18 protein-coding genes are annotated in these 17,729 nt (G+C 72.7%); 10 read left to right on the forward strand and 8 right to left on the reverse strand.

Features of this window, described 5'->3' with window-relative positions; translation table 11 throughout:
* The first annotated feature begins 72 nt into the window (after positions 1 to 72).
* The 3 genes from ACIRF9_RS17005 to ACIRF9_RS17015 all read left to right on the forward strand — a co-directional run bounded on the left by ACIRF9_RS17005 (position 73) and on the right by ACIRF9_RS17015 (position 2,078).
* The gene (locus ACIRF9_RS17005) at positions 73 to 720 is read left to right on the forward strand and encodes a hypothetical protein (RefSeq protein WP_403821977.1); all 648 of its coding nucleotides are present in this window, start codon (positions 73 to 75) and stop codon (positions 718 to 720) included.
* A complete protein-coding gene (locus tag ACIRF9_RS17010; RefSeq protein ID WP_403821980.1) occupies positions 717 to 1,205 on the forward strand; it encodes a GNAT family N-acetyltransferase in 489 nt (162 codons plus the stop codon). Before ACIRF9_RS17005 ends, ACIRF9_RS17010 begins: the two co-directional genes overlap by 4 nt.
* Before the next feature lie 225 nt (positions 1,206 to 1,430).
* Complete coding sequence (locus tag ACIRF9_RS17015; RefSeq protein ID WP_403821983.1) at positions 1,431 to 2,078, forward strand: hypothetical protein; 648 nt, start codon at positions 1,431 to 1,433, stop codon at positions 2,076 to 2,078.
* On the opposite strand, the gene ACIRF9_RS17020 is transcribed toward ACIRF9_RS17015, so the two are convergent.
* On the reverse strand, positions 2,068 to 2,367 hold the full coding sequence (locus ACIRF9_RS17020) for a DUF4031 domain-containing protein (RefSeq protein ID WP_403821986.1): 300 nt from the start codon (positions 2,365 to 2,367) through the stop codon (positions 2,068 to 2,070). The two genes, ACIRF9_RS17015 and ACIRF9_RS17020, sit on opposite strands and share 11 nt — an antisense overlap.
* Before the next feature lie 7 nt (positions 2,368 to 2,374).
* Positions 2,375 to 2,782, reverse strand: a complete 408-nt coding sequence (locus tag ACIRF9_RS17025; protein ID WP_403821990.1) for a hypothetical protein — start codon at positions 2,780 to 2,782, stop codon at positions 2,375 to 2,377.
* Between the two features lie 54 nt (positions 2,783 to 2,836).
* Here ACIRF9_RS17025 and ACIRF9_RS17030 point away from each other — a divergent pair, with 54 nt between their 5' ends.
* From ACIRF9_RS17030 to ACIRF9_RS17040, 3 genes are all read left to right on the forward strand, one after another.
* Entirely contained in the window at positions 2,837 to 3,745 is a 909-nt protein-coding gene (locus ACIRF9_RS17030; protein WP_403821993.1) for a MurR/RpiR family transcriptional regulator, read from the forward strand.
* 112 nt (positions 3,746 to 3,857) lie between these two features.
* Positions 3,858 to 4,793, forward strand: coding sequence for an N-acetylmuramic acid 6-phosphate etherase (gene murQ / locus ACIRF9_RS17035; protein ID WP_403821996.1), 936 nt, complete (start codon positions 3,858 to 3,860; stop codon positions 4,791 to 4,793).
* Between the two features lie 16 nt (positions 4,794 to 4,809).
* Positions 4,810 to 6,213, forward strand: a complete 1,404-nt coding sequence (locus tag ACIRF9_RS17040) for a PTS transporter subunit EIIC (protein ID WP_403821999.1) — start codon at positions 4,810 to 4,812, stop codon at positions 6,211 to 6,213.
* Here ACIRF9_RS17040 and ACIRF9_RS17045 read toward each other — a convergent pair.
* Positions 6,164 to 7,648 carry a subtype B tannase gene (locus ACIRF9_RS17045; protein ID WP_403822447.1) on the reverse strand — a complete coding sequence of 495 codons (1,485 nt, stop codon included), beginning with the start codon at positions 7,646 to 7,648 and terminating at the stop codon, positions 6,164 to 6,166. The genes ACIRF9_RS17040 and ACIRF9_RS17045 overlap by 50 nt on opposite strands.
* Before the next feature lie 179 nt (positions 7,649 to 7,827).
* On the opposite strand from ACIRF9_RS17045, the gene ACIRF9_RS17050 reads away from it, so the two are divergent.
* Positions 7,828 to 8,394 carry a hypothetical protein gene (locus tag ACIRF9_RS17050; protein ID WP_403822002.1) on the forward strand — a complete coding sequence of 189 codons (567 nt, stop codon included), beginning with the start codon at positions 7,828 to 7,830 and terminating at the stop codon, positions 8,392 to 8,394.
* Between the two features lie 18 nt (positions 8,395 to 8,412).
* On the opposite strand, the gene ACIRF9_RS17055 is transcribed toward ACIRF9_RS17050, so the two are convergent.
* The 4 genes from ACIRF9_RS17055 to ACIRF9_RS17070 all read right to left on the reverse strand — a co-directional run bounded on the left by ACIRF9_RS17055 (position 8,413) and on the right by ACIRF9_RS17070 (position 12,469).
* Positions 8,413 to 8,733 (reverse strand): peptidase inhibitor family I36 protein, encoded by a 321-nt coding sequence (locus ACIRF9_RS17055; RefSeq protein ID WP_403822005.1) that lies wholly within the window; start codon positions 8,731 to 8,733, stop codon positions 8,413 to 8,415.
* 126 nt (positions 8,734 to 8,859) lie between these two features.
* The gene (locus ACIRF9_RS17060) at positions 8,860 to 10,332 is read right to left on the reverse strand and encodes an MFS transporter (RefSeq protein WP_403822008.1); all 1,473 of its coding nucleotides are present in this window, start codon (positions 10,330 to 10,332) and stop codon (positions 8,860 to 8,862) included.
* Between the two features lie 126 nt (positions 10,333 to 10,458).
* On the reverse strand, positions 10,459 to 11,313 hold the full coding sequence (locus tag ACIRF9_RS17065) for a metallophosphoesterase family protein (protein WP_403822011.1): 855 nt from the start codon (positions 11,311 to 11,313) through the stop codon (positions 10,459 to 10,461).
* A gap of 28 nt (positions 11,314 to 11,341) precedes the next feature.
* On the reverse strand, positions 11,342 to 12,469 hold the full coding sequence (locus ACIRF9_RS17070) for an NADH:flavin oxidoreductase (RefSeq protein WP_403822014.1): 1,128 nt from the start codon (positions 12,467 to 12,469) through the stop codon (positions 11,342 to 11,344).
* Between the two features lie 201 nt (positions 12,470 to 12,670).
* Here ACIRF9_RS17070 and ACIRF9_RS17075 point away from each other — a divergent pair, with 201 nt between their 5' ends.
* Both ACIRF9_RS17075 and ACIRF9_RS17080 read left to right on the forward strand, forming a co-directional pair.
* Positions 12,671 to 15,115 (forward strand): WD40 repeat domain-containing protein, encoded by a 2,445-nt coding sequence (locus tag ACIRF9_RS17075; protein ID WP_403822017.1) that lies wholly within the window; start codon positions 12,671 to 12,673, stop codon positions 15,113 to 15,115.
* Positions 15,112 to 15,777 carry a methyltransferase domain-containing protein gene (locus ACIRF9_RS17080; protein WP_403822020.1) on the forward strand — a complete coding sequence of 222 codons (666 nt, stop codon included), beginning with the start codon at positions 15,112 to 15,114 and terminating at the stop codon, positions 15,775 to 15,777. Before ACIRF9_RS17075 ends, ACIRF9_RS17080 begins: the two co-directional genes overlap by 4 nt.
* A 52-nt stretch (positions 15,778 to 15,829) precedes the next feature.
* On the opposite strand, the gene ACIRF9_RS17085 is transcribed toward ACIRF9_RS17080, so the two are convergent.
* Complete coding sequence (locus ACIRF9_RS17085; RefSeq protein ID WP_403822450.1) at positions 15,830 to 16,861, reverse strand: medium chain dehydrogenase/reductase family protein; 1,032 nt, start codon at positions 16,859 to 16,861, stop codon at positions 15,830 to 15,832.
* A gap of 108 nt (positions 16,862 to 16,969) precedes the next feature.
* On the opposite strand from ACIRF9_RS17085, the gene ACIRF9_RS17090 reads away from it, so the two are divergent.
* Positions 16,970 to 17,674 carry a TetR/AcrR family transcriptional regulator gene (locus tag ACIRF9_RS17090; RefSeq protein ID WP_403822023.1) on the forward strand — a complete coding sequence of 235 codons (705 nt, stop codon included), beginning with the start codon at positions 16,970 to 16,972 and terminating at the stop codon, positions 17,672 to 17,674.
* The last annotated feature ends 55 nt before the right edge of the window (positions 17,675 to 17,729 follow it).

Below are 17,729 nucleotides of genomic sequence, written 5' to 3' on the forward strand. Positions count from 1 at the left end.
CCCGAACCCTCGCCCCCGTCCCTCACCCGCGTCCCGCGCCCGCGCCCGCGCCCCGCGCGCGAGAATGGGCCCATGGCCGACCTCGACGCCCTGCGCACCCGCTTCGTCCACGCCCTGGAAGCAGCCCGGGCCCCCGGCGCCGGCGGCCCCGACCCCGCGCCCTACGCCGACGACCTCCTCGCCCGCTGGCAGGAACCCCAGCGCCGCTACCACACCCTCACCCACCTCACCGCGGTCCTCGACCGCGTCGACGCGCTGGAGGAGTACGCGGACGACCCGGCCGCCGTACGCCTCGCCACCTGGTTCCACGACGCCGTCTACCTCCCCGACCGCTCCGAGAACGAGGAGCGCTCCGCCCGGCTGGCCGAGCGTGCCCTGCCCGAGGCGGGGGTGCCGGACGCGAGGACCGCCGAGGTGGCCCGGCTGGTCCGGCTCACCGTCACCCACGACCCCGCCGAGGACGACCCCGACGGCCAGGTCCTGTGCGACGCGGACCTCGCGATCCTCGCCGCGCCGCCCTCCGCGTACGCCGCCTACACCGCCGCCGTCCGTCAGGAGTACCACTTCGTCCCCGACGACGCCTTCCGCACCGGCCGCGCCGCGATCCTGCGCCAACTCCTCGACCTGCCCAGGCTGTTCAGGACGCCGTACGGCGCCGCCGAGTGGGAGCCGACCGCGCGCTACAACCTGCGGTCCGAACTGGAGCTCCTGACCTCGTGACCCGCATACCCGGCCCCCGCCTCACCCTCGAGGGCGCCTCCCTCACCACCCTCGCCGACCTGTGGTCGGGCGGCGACGGCGGGTTCGACTGGCTCGGGGGCACACCGTTCGACGGCACCCGGAACGCCGCAGGAATGATGTTCCGGGCGCACCAAGCGGGCTTGCTGCGGCCCGAGTTCGGGCTCTACGTCCTCGTACGGCAGGAGGACGGCCGCGCGATCGGCAGCATGGGCTTCCACGCCGCCCCCGACGAGGACGGCCGCACGGAGATCGGCTACGACCTCGTCCCGCCCGCCCGCGGCCACGGCTACGCCACCGAGGCGCTGCGGGCACTGGCCGGCTGGGCGCTGGCCCGGGACGACGTACGACGCCTGTTCGCCATCGTCGAACACGGCAACGCCCCCTCCCGGGCCGTACTCGAACGGGCCGGGTTCGTCCGGGTCTGGGAGGGCGAGGGCGAGTACGCGTATGAGCTGCGCGGCTGACCTGGACCTGGCGTAGCCCGGGGCGATCTTCCGGCCTTCGGCTCCCCTCGCACCCCACGCGCTTCGGATAATTCCGGCACGGCCGCGCCGCGCACGGGCCGCGTACGCCGGGGGAAGCGGGGGAGCGTCATGAGTCAGCACGGCCCGTCCACGCCACCGCAGCCCCCCGGACCGCCGCTGCCGGACCCTCATGCCGGTCGGGGTGTGCGCTGGACGATCATCGGCGTGGTGATCAGTACGGTGATCGCCCTGGTGAGCCTCTATCTCCAGGCCCAGCAGTCCAAGGGGGACAGCCCGGACCCGCCCACGACCAGCAGCGGCACGCCCGTCGAGCCCGTCCGCTCACCGTCCGGCGAGAGCCCGAGCAGCGACCCGCCCTCCCCCGGCCCGGACGACTCCAGCCCCACCCCGCGATCCGGCAACGACGGCCTCACCGTCGCCGAACACGAGCTGCGCGACTCGCTCAACACCGACCAGTGGTCCCGCGAGAGCTGCTCCCACACCGTGTGGCAGGGCGCCACGGCCGCCCTGTACTGCACGGTGACCACGGTCGACCAGTACGGCGTCACCGGCACCGGCAAGGCCAGCGTCGCGATGTACGAGACGAAGACCGACCGGGACGCCGTCTTCCAGACCTACGCGGGCAGCCTGCCGGAGGGCGACTGCGAGTCCCAGATCAACGTGCGGGGCAGCTGGGCCGAGAACAACACCGGCCAGGCGGCCGGCGACGTGGTCTGCTTCCTGTCGAGCACCGGCCAGTACGTCTTCCTCTGCAGCTACTACGACCGCCCCGCCCTGGTCCAGATCACCGGCCCGGACCAGCTGAGCCTCACCACCTGGTGGCACACCATGGAGCCGGTCTTCACCGGCTGACCGCGCCGGCGTCCCCGTTCCCGGCCCCGGACCCGCCCTTGCGCCGGCGCAGCCCCGCCGCGTGCAGCAGCCGCACCACCTCACGGCTGCCGACCTCGACCGCGCCGGCGGCCACCACCTCGGCGTACCGGTGCGACGGGATGTCGTAGTGGTCGCGCTCGAAGGCACGCCGGGGCACGCCCAGTTCCTCGGCGAACTTGTGCAGTTCGTCGTACGAGACGTCGCTGACGAGGTGGGACCACATCCGGCCGTGGCCGGGCCAGTTCGGGGGGTCGATGTAGATCGTCACGAGTGCCTCACGAGGGCGGCGCCCCACCCGTCGCCGACCCCAGCGTCCCCACCGCCGCGACCTTCACGCCCGCCTTGTGGCACACCCAGTGCGGATCGGGACCCAGCTCGGGCTCCACGTCGAGCGCGTGCGGATCGCCGGAGCCGCAGACCGGGCACAGCGGCCAGCGGCCGTAGCGTTCGAGGAGCGCGTCCTGCACGTCCTGCGCGACCAGCCCGGCCAGGTACGCCACGCCGTCCGGCCACTGCTCCACCCACCAGCGGCGCTGCACGACGGAGTCCTCGACCATCGACACCACGTCCGCCGCGGCCACCTCGCCCGCGGCCAGATCGGAGAGCACGAGGGCGCGCGCGGCGTGCAACGCCTGTTCCAGGGAGCTGATGCGGGCGCCGGAGGGCGGATCGGAGGAGTCCATGTCCCTATTGTGCGCACGCTTGACCCGACCCCGAACCGAAAATATCTTTCAAGAGTGACCCAGGAAGCGAAGGAAACCTTCAATCCGGAAGCCTTCCGTCCGGCACCTGCCGCGCTGGCCAGCAAAGTCCGTACGCTCGCCCCCTCCCTGACCCGCTCCATGCAGCGCGTCGCCGAGGCGGTCGCGAGCGACCCCGCGGGCTGCGCCGCCCTCACCGTCACCGGCCTCGCCGAACGGACCGGCACCAGCGAGGCGACCGTCGTCCGCACCGCCCGCGTCCTCGGCTACCCGGGCTACCGCGATCTGCGCCTCGCCCTCGCCGGGCTCGCCGCCCAGCAGCAGTCGGGCCGCGCGCCCGCCCTCACCACCGACATCGCCGTCGACGACTCCCTGGCGGACGTCGTCGCCAAACTCGCCTACGACGAGCAGCAGACCCTCGCCGACACCGCCGCCGGTCTCGACACCACCCAGCTGGAGGCGGCGGTCGCCGCGGCGGCCGCCGCGCGGCGCATCGACGTGTACGGCGTCGGCGCGAGCGGGCTGGTCGCCCAGGACCTCACCCAGAAGCTGCTGCGGATCGGGCTGCTGGCGCAGGCCCACAGCGACACGCATCTCGCGGTGACGAACGCCGTGCAGCTCGCCTCCGGCGATGTCGCCGTCGCCGTCACGCACTCCGGGTCGACGGGGGATGTCATCGAGCCGTTGCGGGTGGCGTTCGAGCGGGGGGCGACCACGGTCGCCATCACCGGGCGGCCCGAGAGTGCGGTGACCCAGTACGCCGATCATGTGTTGACCACGTCCACCTCGCGGGAGAGCGAGTTGCGGCCTGCGGCGATGTCGTCCCGGACGGGGCAGTTGCTGGTGGTGGACTGTCTGTTCGTGGGGGTGGCTCAGCGGACGTATGAGGTGGCGGGGCCGGCGTTGGCCGCGTCGTACGAGGCGTTGGCGCACAGGCACCGGTAGACCGTAGGGGTCACTGTGTGTGGGTATGTGCGGCGCCGCCGTGGCTGGTCGCGCAGTTCCCCGCGCCCCTTAGGTAGGACATCGCACCGAAGTCGAAAAGAGCTGTCTGTCCATGACCTCCGCCTTCCCTTCCGACGATCTGCGCGCCCAGCTGAACTCCCTCACCACCGAAGCCTTCCGGCCCGAGCTCGCCAAGATCGACTGTCTTCCCACGCTCGACCTCGCCCGGCTGATGAACGGTGAGGACGCCGGGGTCGCGGCGGCCGTCGCCGCGCAGTTGCCGCGGATCGCCGCCGCCATCGACGCCGTCGCGGAGCGGATGGCGCGCGGCGGGCGGTTGGTCTATGCCGGTGCCGGGACGGCAGGGCGGCTCGGTGTGCTCGACGCGTCCGAGTGTCCGCCGACCTTCAACACCGCCCCCGGGCAGGTCGTCGGGGTGCTCGCCGGCGGGCCGGAGGCGATGGTCACGTCCGTCGAGGGCGCCGAGGACTCCCGGGACCTGGCCGTCGCCGACCTGGAGGCCCTCGGTCTCACCCCGGTGGACACGGTCGTCGGCGTCTCCGCCTCCGGCCGTACCCCGTACGCGATCGGCGCGGTGGAGTACGCCCGTGCCCGGGGTGCGCTGACCGTGGGGCTCGCCTGCAACGCGGGGAGTGCGCTGGCGGCGGCCGCCGAGCACGGGATCGAGGTCGTGGTCGGGCCGGAGCTGCTCACCGGGTCGACGCGGCTGAAGGCGGGCACGGCGCAGAAGCTGGTGCTCAACATGGTGTCGACGATCACGATGATCCGGCTGGGCAAGACGTACGGGAACCTGATGGTCGACGTCCGTGCCTCGAACGAGAAGCTGCGTGCCCGTTCGCGGCGGATCGTGGCGCTGGCGACCGGGGCCGCGGACCGGGAGATCGAGGCGGCTCTCGCGGCCACCGACGGCGAGGTGAAGGACGCGATCCTGGTGCTGCTGGCCGGGGTGGACGGGCCGACGGCCGCCCGCCTTCTGGAGGAGTCCGGCGGTCATCTGCGTGCCGCGCTGGCCGCGGCGGGGAGCTGAGCCGCACGCTCGACGGGTGCAGACCTCCCACGATCTCGCGGCCGCGATCCTCCCCCTGGTCGGCGGCCCCGCCAACGTCACCTCCGTCGCCCACTGCATGACCCGGCTGCGGCTGGGCCTGGCCGATCCGTCCCTGACCGACGAACCGGCGCTGCGGGCGCTGCCCGGTGTGCTGGGGGTGGTGGCCGCCGACGGGACGTACCAGGTGGTGCTCGGTCCGGGGGTCGTGACGCGGGTGACGGCCGAGTTCGAGAAGCTGGTGCCGACGACGGCCCCGGCGACGGGGACTCCCCCGGAGGCGCGCGCGGGGTCCTCCCTGCGCGGGGCCCTTCGCCGGATCGCCGCCGTCTTCGTCCCCCTCGTCCCCGCCCTGATCGGCTGCGGAGTCCTCGCCGGTCTGAACGGGCTGCTCGTGAACGCCGGGCTGCTGCCCGGCCTCACCCCCGCCCTCGCCTCCCTCGCCGCCGCCTTCATGTCGCTGATCGCCGTCTTCGTCGGGTACAACACGGCGAAGGAGTTCGGCGGCACCCCGATCCTGGGCGGCGCGGTCGCGGCGATCGTCGTGTATCCGGGGGTCGCGAAGGTGACCGCCTTCGGGGTGTCCCTCTCCCCCGGCCAGGGCGGGGTGCTGGGCGCGCTGGCGGCGGCGCTGCTGGCGACCAGGGTCGAACGGTGGTGCCGGGGCAGGGTGCCGGACGCCCTGGACGTCCTGCTCACCCCGACCGTCACGGTCCTCGTCGCGGGCCTGGGCACGCTGTACGGGATCATGTACGCGGCCGGCGCGGTGTCCTCGGCGATCGGTACGGCGGCGAACTGGCTGCTGGCGTCGACGGGTGCCGTCGCGGGACTGCTGCTGGGCGGCCTCTTCCTCCCGCTGGTGATGCTCGGCCTCCACCAGGCCCTCATCCCGATCCACACCACCCTCATCGAACAGCAGGGCTACACGGTCCTGCTCCCGGTCCTGGCGATGGCGGGCGCGGGTCAGGTGGGCGCGGCGGCGGCCGTCTACGTCCGTCTGCGCCACCACACCGCCCTGCGTACGACGATCAGATCGGCGCTCCCCGCGGGTCTTCTCGGCGTCGGCGAACCCCTCGTCTACGGCGTCTCCCTCCCGCTGGGCCGCCCCTTCCTCACCGCCTGCGTGGGCGGCGCGGCGGGCGGGGCGTTCGTCGGCTTCTTCGCGATGCTGGGCGACCAGGTGGGCGCGACGGCGATCGGCCCGTCGGGCTGGGCGCTCTTCCCCCTGCTGGCGGGCAACAGGGGGCTCGGCACCGAGGCTGCGATCTACGGCGGGGGCCTGCTGACGGGCTACGCGGTCGGCTTCGCGGCGACGTACCTCTTCGGCGTCACCGACCGCGTGGCCGCCGCCGCTACTTCCGCCGGTTCCTCCGGTACCCCGACACCTTCCCGATCCACGTGACGAAGTCGCCCGGGTCCAGGTCGGCACCGTGGCCGGCGTCCCAGTAGTACGACGTGTCGACGTCGTCCCCGAGGCTGCTCAGGCGGGTGGCGAGGTTGGCGACCACGGACAGGGAGGTGTCGGTGTCCTTGGTGCCCACGCGGATCCACCAGTGCCTGGCGCGGTGCGGGTTGACCCTGTCGACCAGGTGGTACATCGGGTTCATCAGGTGCAGCTTGGCGGGGATGTCGGCGTCCGGGCGGGCGCTGTCCCCGGCCGTGTGGCGGAGGCTGTAGAGGGTGAAGTGGCGGGCCCTGGTGGTGCCGGTGCCGTAGAGGTTGCACTCGGGCGTGGACAGGTCGAACGCGTCGAACGAGGGGGCGTTCTTCTTGCGCGCGCCGACGTGGGTGAGGAAGTCGGCCCAGGTGAAGCCGGCCTTGCCGGCGGACCAGGTGATGAAGGGGTTCGCGGCGAGGTAGGCGGCGCGGGCCGTGTCCGACAGGGCCGCCAGGTACTTGGTGGCGGACGGCTGGATGAAGGTCTCCAGGATGTACGTGTCCAGGTTGCGGGCGCTGAGGGCGCCGTAGCCCCGGGCGCGCAGTCCGAGGGACGCGAGGTAGTCCGTGTACTGGGCCTTGAGGTCGGCGGAGATCGTCGCGTCGACGCTCGCGCCCGAGGCGAGGGGGTTGGCGCCCCAGTTCCACTCGTAGGCGGCGTCGGCGTGCTCCAGGTCGGTGATCGGGCACCAGTCGCCGCTGGCGAAGATGGCGTCGCTCGCGTCGGCCGCGCCGATCTCCTCCAGGTAGGGGCGGTAGAGCGGGCTGTCGCCGGACGCGCCGAGGAGGGCGGAGAGGGCGCCGCCGGCGCTGACGCCGGAGGAGACGATCCGGTCCACGTTCCCGGGCACCCGGCCCCTGTTGAACTTCAGGTACCGCACGGCCGCCTTGAGGTCGACGATCGCGGCGGGCGCGGTGCCGTAGTAGGTGCCGTTCGCGTCGACGAGGGTCCGTCCCCGCGCGCCGGGCTCGACGACGACGTACCCGGCGGCGAGCGCGAGGGCCTGCCGGCTGGTGCCGCCGCCCATGCCGGACGCGCTGATCCCGGTGGCGTTCGCCACGGACGACGGCATGTAACCGCCGACGGCGTTGGCGAGCAGGATGGGCGCGTCGGAGGCGTCCACGGCGGCGCCGTCGACGGCGACCGGGACGCTGACGTTGAGGGACTGGTAGGCGGCGTTCACCGGGTTGGCCACATAGCTGGCGACCTTGAAGAAGCGGTAGGTCACGCTGTGGGCGGTGCCGGTCGTGTCGGTGATGGCGATGGTCTGCTCGGTGTACGCGGACGGGTCGAAGACCAGGGCGGAGTCGGCGGCCGCCTTCCGCACGGTCCCGCTCGCGGCCCGGGCACCGGTGGCGAACCCGACAGCGGGCGCCGCTGCAGCGCCGGTCAGACCCATGACCACAGTTCTGCGCTTCACTCGCTTCACTTCCGTCTCTTCTGTAGGCGGCTCTTACCGACGCCCCTTGCTATCACCGCCCACCCCGAATCGTCATCAAAATTGTCAACAATCATAGGCTGTGGCCGCAACTTGGCCGAGAGCCGCCGCCCCCGGCACCCGCCCCTACCCTTGGTGCCATGAACCACGCCCAGCTCACCGCTCTCGGTCGTGCCCTCCGGCTGCTCGGGGAGCACGGTGAGGCCCTGACCGCCGACACGCCCGACGCCCGGCTGCACGAGGTCAAGGCCGATCTGCGGCGGGCGCTGGAGCTGCTGGACGAGAGCGTGACCAGCGCATCACCCACCACCCGGTGCGCCGAGCATCCGCACGGGCCCGTCGACGAGGCCGCCCCGGACCTGTGCCTGCTGTGCGAGACCCGGCGCCGGGCGGCACGCCGCGCCGAGTTCAACGGTCCGGCCCCGCAGACCGCGCCCTCCTCCGCCCCCTCCCGCTACGGCACCCGCGGCGACCGGCCACAGCCCCAGCAGCGCTGGCTGCCGGAGCTGTGGAACGGCCAGGAGTGGCAGCTGTGCGGCACCCCGAGGCGGGACCGCCGCGAGGCCGAGCTGTATCTCGCCGCCCTGCGCCGCGGGTCCCGGCCGGCCATGGCCTACCGGCTGGTGCACGAGTTCACCGACTACGAGGTGCTGCGGATCTGGGGCACCCCGGTGAAGGTCGACATCGAACCGCTGGGCAATCTGTGACCGCCCGCGGGGCCGTGGCTACCAGCAGGGCTTGAACGAGCTGATGCGGTCGTTGTTGGCGTCCCCGACCCAGTCGGTCGCCTTCCCCGCGGGGACCCAGGTGAGCATCTCGCCGCCGTAGTCCGCGTTCTGGTAGAAGCAGATGTCGCGGTTCGTCCAGTTGACGATCGAACTGGTCCGGTCGTTCATGAGGTCACCGACGTTGGGGCGGTACGGATCGGTCTGGCCGATCCAGATGCCGGTGAAATTGACGTTCTGGAAAATGCACACCATGGCCGCCGGACAGTCGCCCGAAGAGGCGCTGGCCGTGGGTGCCACGGCCAGGGTGCTGCCCGCCACGGCGGCCACCGTCGCCACCGGTAACGCCACTCGCCGGAGAAGTCGCTTGTAGGTCACTGGTTCCATCCTTCCTGTGGGGAGGGAAGTCAAGCAGCGCCTTGTTGGCTGATCGTTGTCGGACGTCACTCACGCCTTCACCGGCGCACCCTGCCCCACCTCCTCGACGGCCGCGACCGGGTCCGCCTCCTTCCGCTTCGGGATGAAGCTCGCCAGGAAGAAGGCGCAGAGGGCGGCCCCGGCGCCGATCGCCATGACGACCTTGAAGCCGTTCTCCGAGGGCAGGGCGTAGCCGCCGAAGTCGGTGGTCATCTGGGCGAGGATGACGCCGGCGATGGCGCTGGCGAAGGACGTGCCCAGGGACCGCATCAGGGTGTTGAGGCTGTTCGCGGCACCCGTCTGGGAGGGTTCCACCGCGCCCATGATGAGGGCGGGCATGGCACCGTAGGTGAAGCCGACGCCGGCGCCGATGACGCAGGACACGAGGACGAGGTGCCAGACCTCGCTCATCAGGACGATGTTCAGGGCGTAGCCGGCGGCGACGATGAGCGCGCCGATCATCAGGGTGACCTTGGGGCCCTTGGCCTTGGTGATCTGGGCGGACACGGCGGACATCACCATCATCACCAGGCCCTGCGGGGCCAGCACCAGACCGACGGTCAGCATCGACTTGCCCAGGCCGTAGCCGGTCTGCTCGGGCAGTTGCAGCAGCTGGGGCAGGACCAGGGACATCGCGAACATCGAGAAGCCGAGGGCGACCGAGGCGAGGTTGGTGAACAGGACCTGGGTCCTGGCGGTGGTGCGCAGGTCGACCAGCGGCTGCTCGGCCTTCAGCTCCCACCGGCCCCAGGCCACCAGGATCACGACGGCGGCGGCGCCCAGGCCCAGCGTCGTGGCGGAGGTCCAGCCCCAGTCGGCGCCCTTGGACACGGCGAGCAGCAGCGCGACCAGACCGGCCGACAGGCCGAGCGAGCCGACGAGGTCGAAGCGGCCGCCGGTGCGGTTGTGCGACTCCGGGACGACCAGCAGGACGAGGAGGAGGGCGACGACGCCGAGAGCGGCGGAGGTCCAGAACAGGACGTGCCAGTCCCAGTTGTCCGCGATGAACGCGGCGGCGGGCAGACCGAGGGCACCGCCGACACCGAGGGAGGCGCTCATCACGGCCGTCGAGCCGGCGAGCTTCTCGGCGGGCACGGTGTCCCGCAGGATGCTGATGCCCAGTGGCACCACGGCCGCCGAGAGGCCCTGGAGGGCGCGGCCGACGATCATCGGGACGAGCGAGTCGGCGAGGGCGCAGACCAGCGAGCCGGAGATCAGCATCAGGATGCTCGCCACCAGCATCCGCCGCTTGCCGACCATGTCACCGAGCCGGCCGACGACCGGGGTGGCCACGGCGGCCGCGAGCAGGGTGGCGGTGACCGCCCAGGCGGTGTCGGACGCGGGCGCGTCCAGCAGCTTCGGCAGCTCGGGGACGATCGGGATGACCAGGGTCTGCATCAGCGAGACGACGATCCCGGCCAGGGCCAGTACCGCCACCACGGCGTTCGACCGCGGCAGGGCGGATGTCCCCGCCGCGGCGGGTCGGGCAAGGGCGTCGGACATGACAGAGCCTCCGTCGAATGCGCAAGAGTGAACTGCTTGACTCAAGCAAGCGTATATAGATTGATTGAGTTAAGCAAGAGAAATGGGATGCGCATGCCCTGACCTGCGGAGACAAGAACGGGCGACTCAGCCGTGCCGCGCGATGAGCTCCCGCGTCCGCTCCTCGTCCAGCTCGTAGACGGTCTCGTGGGCCCGCGGATCCCGCGCGTGGAAGGTGTGGAACAGCGGCCCGCCCGCCCCGCCCAGCTCCACCAGCGACGCGGAAGCGCCTCGCACCGCCCGCTCGGTCCCGGGGGCGGTGGTCAGGTCGACGCGGTTGACGACCCCGGGCGTCACCCACACCGGCACGGACGCCAGGAACCCGCAGAGCTGGAGGTGGTAGTGCCCGGTCAGCAGGACCCGTACGTCACTCCCCCGGATCGCCTCCGCCAGCTCGGCGGGGTCGCGCAGCCCGAAGACCGGCTGGGTGACGGAGAGGTCGAGGCTGATCGGCGGGTGATGGAAGGCGAGCACGGTCCCGTGCTCGGCCGGGGTGCTCAGCACACCGGCCAGCCACTCCAGTTGGGCCGCGCCCAGGCGGCCGTACACCTCCCCCGGCACCAGCGAGTCGAGCGTGACGAACCGCCACCCGCCCACGACGCTGACGGCGGCCCGCTCGTGGCCGGGGAACGTGAGGCCCGCGGCGGGATGCCCGCTGCCCAGCACCTTCGTGAAGGCGGACCGTTCGTCGTGGTTGCCGGTGGTGCAGAAGACGGGCGCGTCGAGCGAGCGCGCGAAGTCGCCGATCAACTCGCGCACGATCGTGTAAGCCTCCACCGCACCGTCGTCGGCGAGATCGCCGGTGACGACGATCGCGTCCACGCCACGCAGGTGCCGGAGCTCGGTGAGCATCAGCCGCAGGGATTCGGTCGGGTCGACACCCCGCCGGTCGGGGCCGGGGGTCCGCCGGACATGGGTGTCCGAGAGATGAAGAATCCTCATCTCCCGGACCATACACGCGCGTTGGCGGTCAGCTGAGGGTCCGCAGCGCGGCGGCGTCGTACGGCTTCAGCTCGTCGGTACGGCCCGCGAGGACCTTCACCGCCCACTCCGGGTCCTGCAGCAGGGCACGTCCCACGGCCACCAGGTCGAACTCGTCGCGCTCCAGACGGTCGAGGAGGTCGTCGATGCCCTTGAGGGGCGAGCCCTCGCCCGCGAAGCCCCGGATGAAGTCGCCGTCGAGGCCGACCGAGCCGACGGTGATGGCCTGCTTGCCGGTGAGCTTCTTCGTCCAGCCCGCGAGGTTGAGGTCGGAGTCCTCGAACTCCGGAAGCCAGTAGCGGCGGGTCGAGGCGTGGAAGGCGTCGACGCCGGCGGCGGCGAGCGGGGTGAGGATCGCCTCCAGCTCCTCCGGGGTCTCGGCGAGCCGGGCGTCGTACGCCTCCTGCTTCCACTGCGAGTACCGGAAGATGATCGGGAACTCCGGCGAGACGGTCTCACGGACGGCCGCGACGATCTCGGCGGCGAACTTCGTGCGCGCCACGGAGTCGCCGCCGTAGGCGTCGGTGCGGCGGTTGGTGCCCGCCCAGAGGAACTGGTCGATCAGATAGCCGTGGGCGCCGTGGATCTCGACACCGTCGAAGCCGATGCGCTCGGCGGCGGCCGCGGCCTCGGCGAACGCGCCGATGACGTCGTCCAGGTCGCGCTGGGTCATCGCCTTGCCGGTGCCCTCGGTGCCGTCGACGCGCAGGCCGGAGGGACCGACGGCCGGGGCGTCCGCGTACGGCGGCTCACCCTGCTTGCGCACCATCCCGATGTGCCACAGCTGCGGCACGATCGTCCCGCCCGCCGCGTGCACGCCCTCGGCGACCTTCGCCCACCCGGCCAGCTGCTCCTCGCCGTGGAACCGGGGGACGCGGTCGCTCTGCCCCGCCGAGTCGTGCCCGACGTACGTCCCCTCGGTGACGATCAGCCCGACGCCGGCGGCCGCGCGCCGCGCGTAGTACCCCACCACGTCCTCACCGGGGACGCCGCCCGGGGAGAACATACGGGTCATGGGCGCCATCGCGATCCGGTTCGGGACGGTCAGACCGTTGATGGTGACCGGCCGGGAGAGGATCTCGGCGGCGCGGGAGGGGCTGGACTCGGTGACGCTCACGTGGGGAGCTCCTCGTGAAGTGGTGACGTGCTGATGTGGGGACCGGTCGGTATGTGCACATGCATGAAGTCCCTCCCTTAGGAAACTCCCCCGACGGCCCCGCCATTCCGGCTCCGCCCCGGAATGCCCTGTGATCCCGGCCACGGAGGGGGCAGGAGCGTGGCCGGGGCGTTGTCAGTGCGGCCGGTTAGCGTTCGGAGCATGGCTGATGCGATGTGGGTGGCGGCATGGGAGACGGGCGGGGCACCGGAGGATCCGCGCCTGTTGCGGACGCTGACGGGTCATGAGGGCTGGGTGACCGCCGTCGCCACGACCGTCGTCGACGGCCGTGCGGTGGCCGTGACGGGCAGCAGGGACCACACCGTACGCACCTGGGACCTGGCCACCGGCCGACAGCTCCACACACCCCTGGTCTGCCGCGCGGACACCTGGACGTCGACCACCGCCGAGGTGGAGCACATCGCCACGGCCACGATGGACGGCCGCCCGGTCGCCCTCCTGCTGGAGCGGCTCGACCGCGAGAAGCGGGTCCTTCTGCTCGATCCGGCGACAGGGCTCCCGGCCGGTGAATGCGTCCGCGCGGTGGAGGTGTCGGAAGCGGACGGCCTCGGCACGGTACTGCTGACGGTCGAGGACGACCGGACCCTACGGCTGTGGAGCACGACCACGGGCGAGGAGATCGGCTCGGCACTCCCGGCCCGAATACTCACCGGCCCCGACGACGAGCCCCTCGCCGTGCGCGCGGAGATCGAGGGCGCGGTGGTGAGGACGTGGGATCTGGCAGGGAGTGTGCTCGACGAGGAGGGGCCGACGAGCAGCTCGGAGAGGTCGGCGGGCGGAGCGGCGGACGGGGCGGAGGGGAGGTCGGCGGGCGGAGCGGCGGACCGGTCGGCGGGCGGACCGGCGGACCAGGCGGCGGGCAGTTCGGCAGATGATTCGGCGGACGGCTCGCCGGTGACCTCGGCTGAGGGCTCGGCGGACGGCTCGAAGGAGGGGTCGGCGGACAGTTCGCCGAAGGGCTCGGCGGACGGGCCGGCGGAGGTTTCTGACGGCGGCTGGACGCAGGGGGCGGCTGTCGTGGTCGGTGGGCGGCTGGTTGCGTTTGCGTTCCGTGCTGTCGGGGTCGTCGGCTTTCTCGACGGTGAGACGGCGGTGGCCGTGGTGGGCGAGTTGGCCGCCGGCTGCGGGCGGCAGTCGGGTGAGGTGGTGCCCGTGTCGCAGGTCGTGGAGCTGGAGGGGCGGCCGGTCAGCCTGGTGCGGCGGCCGGGCGGGGAGCTGCGTCTGTGGGAGCGGGGCGAGGCTCGCCGGACCGACGGGGGCGGGTGGGCGGTGACGACCTCCGCCCTGCGCGGACAGCGACTCCGCCGTCCCCGGGACGTCGACGGTCAGCAGGACTGGACCCGGCGACTCGTCCACCCCGCACCCGCCACCGACGCGGCGCTGCGTGAGCGGCTCGCACAGCACACGGACCGGATCAGGGCGGCAGCGGCGGTGCCGGAGGACGGCGAACGGGGGACGGCCGTGACCACAGGCCTGGACCGGACCGTACGGGTGTGGGACATGACGACCGGCCGGCAGCTCGGCGAGCCCCTGCGCGGGCACACCGCACAGGTGTGGGACGTCGCGACGGCGCTCCTGGACGGGCGCCCGGCCGCCGTCACCGCCGGCACCGACCACACCGTGCGTGTCTGGGACATCGGAGAGACCGACGGCCCGCCCCTCCCCCTCTCCGGCGGTCATGAGGAAGCGGTCGTGGCCGCCGCCGCGACCGTCCTCCACGGCCGGCCCGTCGTCGTCACCGCCGGCGCCGACCGGACCGTACGCACCTGGGACGCGGCCACCGGGGCACCGGTCGGCGAGCCCGTCGCCACCGAGGCCGCCCTGATGGCGACGGCGGACGCCGACGGCTCCCCCGTCGTGGTGACCGCGGCCCCGGACGCCACACTGCACCGCTGGGACCTGGCCTCCGGCCGGGAGACCAGCGCACCCGTCGCCCTGCCCAGCGGCCGGATCCTGGCCCTGGCCACCACGCGGGTCGACGGACGGAGCGTCGCGGTGACCGGCGGCTCGGACGGCACCGCCCGGGTGTGGGACCTCGCGACGGGCGACCCCCTGACGGATCCCCTCACCGGCCACACCAGCCGCATCACCACCCTCGCCACCCTCCGCGCGGACGACCGTGCGACGGCCGTGACCGGCAGCTGGGACAAGACCGTACGGCTGTGGGACCTCACCACCGGCCGGCAGCTCGGCGCGCCCCTCACCGGCCACACCGACTGGGTGACGTCGGTGATCACCACCGTGGTGGACGGACATCCCGTCGCGGTCTCCGCCGGCCGGGACGCCACGGTCCGCGTCTGGAGCCTGCGCACGCACGAACAGCTCGGCGAGCCGCTGCCCGCACCCGCCGGAGCGATACGCGGCATGACGGCCACGGTGATCGACGGCCGCACCCACCTGATCACGACGAACGGCACCGAGACCCTCTCGATCCACGACCTGACGACCGGCGCGGCGACCGCCCCGCCCCTCACCTTCGCCGCCCCCGTCCACACCGTCCTGGCCACACCGGAGGGCCGACTGGTCGTCGGCCACGGCCGGGAAGTCTCCGTGCTCACCCCCGCCACGCCGGGCGTGAGCGCATGACCGAGCGCGCGCTGGTCTCCCTGACCGCACTGGAACGGTCCTCCGTGGTCGCCAACAACACGATGAACCGCGAACGCGGCCTCACCGGCGTCAACAGCTACGCCCGCGAACTGGGCCTCGACCCCCTGACCTGGCTGTCGGCCCGCCCCGGCGCCCCCTCCTGGCTGGACCTGTGCAGCGGGGAGGGCCGCGCCCTGCGGGAGGCGGCCCCTGCTCTGCCCGCCGACGCCGTCCTCACCGCCGTGGACCTGGTGGGCCCTCTCGTCCCCCTACCGGCCCCGCCGGCCCTGGAGGAGGTCGTCGCCTCCGTCTCGGTCTGGGAGCCGACCCGCCGCTACGACCTCATCACCTGCGTCCACGGCCTGCACTACGTGGGCGACCAGCTCGGCCTGCTCGCCCGCGCCGCCTCCTGGCTGGCCGAGGACGGCCTCCTTCTCGCCCACTTCGACCCGGACTCGATCCGCCGGGCCGACGGTTCGGCGGCGGGACGGGCGGCCGTAGCGGCACTCCGGGCCGCGGGGTTCACCTACGACGCGCGCCGCCACCTGCTCACCCTCCACGGCGGCCGCACGATCGACCTCCCCTTCACCTACGTCGGCGCCGACCCCATCGCCGGCCCCAACTACACGGGCCAGCCCGCCGTCGGCTCCCACTACACCTGACGACCGCGCCCGGTCGGGACTAGGGGGGTGTGCTGGACTTTCACAACACCCCCTAGGGCTCCAGGACGACCTTCCCGGCGACCGTGCCCGACTCGGCCAGGCGCAGGGCCTCGGCGATGTGGGTGAGCGGCAGCCGGGCGGCAATCTGGGCGGTGATGTCACCGCGCTGGAGGGCCCCGAAGACCTGGGTGAGGTCGGTGCGCAGCCGGGCCTGGAACCGGGTCCGGGACAGGGCCCGGCCCGCCCAGACGTTGTAGAAGTAGGCGTGGCGGCGGTTGGGCAGCGCGTTCCACAGCCATACCCGGCCGAGCAGCTTGAGCACGGGCAGCTGCTTGGAGCCCTCGTCGTCCCGGGTGGAGGCGCTGCCGTAGCAGACGAGCGTGCCGCCGGGTGCGAGGAGGCGCCAGGAGTCGACGGCGCTGCGGCCGCCGACGTGGTCGAAGACGGCGTCCACGCCACCGGGGGCGAGCTCGCGGATCCGCGCGGGGACGTCCTCGGTGCGGTAGTCGACGGGGAGGACTCCGCGTTGCCGTAGGGCGTCGTGGTGGCGCGCGGACGCCGTGCCGATCACCTTCACGCCCATGGCCCGGGCGAGCTGGACCAGGACCGAGCCGACACCGCCGTTGGCGCCGTGCACCACGATGGTCTGGCCCGCGCGGGCGCGGGCCTTGCGGTGCAGCATCTGCCAGGCGGTGATGCCGTTGAGGACCAGGGTCTCCGCCTCCGCCGCGTCGATCCCGTCCGGAACCCCGACCACGTCCGCCGCGTCGACGATCACATGGCTGGCCCAGCCGCCGACCTTCACCAGCGCGGCGACCCGGGTGCCGAGCAGTCCCGGCTCGACGCCCGCGCCGGCCGCCAGGACGGTGCCGACCAGGTCGTAGCCGGGCACGAAGGGGAACGCCGGCTGGTCGTAGTACCGGCCGCGGCGCATCTGCTGCTCGGCGAACGACACCCCGGTGGCCTCCATCCGGATCACGACCTGCCCGGAACCGGGCACGGGAACGTCTCCGTGCCGTACCTGCAGGCCCTCCGGCTCGACCTTGCCCGGCAGGACGACCTCGACGAGTCCTTCGGCGTTCATGGCGTTCATGGCGACCTCCACAGCGGCGGTTATCGGCTTTCGTGTTCGTTAGAAGTTGTAACCGCTAGAGACTGCGACTGTCAATAACAACAGTGATAACCTCTAACCATGACGGGAGCAGAGGACGCCAGGACCCCCCGAGAGCGCTATCGGGCCCAGGTCCGCGCGGAGGTCAAGAAGCACGCGTGGGAGCAGATCGCCACGGCGGGAGCCTCGGCGCTCTCCCTCAACGCGATCGCCAAGCAGATGGGCATGAGCGGGCCGGCGCTCTACCGCTACTTCGCCAGCCGCGACGACCTGATCACCGAGCTGGTGAGGGACGCGTACCGGAGCCTCGCCGACACCTTCCGCGCCACCGCAGGGAGCGCCCAGACCGGTGGGGCGGGCGACACGGGCGAGACGGGCGTCGACGTGACCGCACTGGCGCACGCACTGCGCGGCTGGGCCCTGGACGACCCCCAGCGGTACTTCCTCGTCTACGGCACACCCGTCCCCGGCTACCACGCGCCCGACGACATCACCGCGATCGCGGCCGAGATCATGGCGACCCTGCTCGACGCCTGCGCCGCACTGCCCTCACCCGGCCCCGCGACCCGGTTCGCGGCCCACCTCGAAGACCACCGCCAGTGGGCGCGCGACCACCCCGCCCCCTCCGCCACCCTCCACCGGGCACTGACTTTCTGGACCAGGCTCCACGGCGTCCTGTCCCTGGAACTCGCCGGCCACTTCACCGGAATGGGCTTCGACCCGGCCCTGCTGTTCGCGGCCGAACTGGACGACCTGCGGCGGCCGCACGACGAGCCCACCGAGTGAGGGTCGGGTCCGGCGGCTGAAAACGCCCGAGGGCGGTATCCCCTGCTCAAGCAGG

The organism is Streptomyces sp. NPDC096132 (genome assembly GCF_044763345.1).
Taxonomy (GTDB): Bacteria; Actinomycetota; Actinomycetes; order Streptomycetales; family Streptomycetaceae; genus Streptomyces.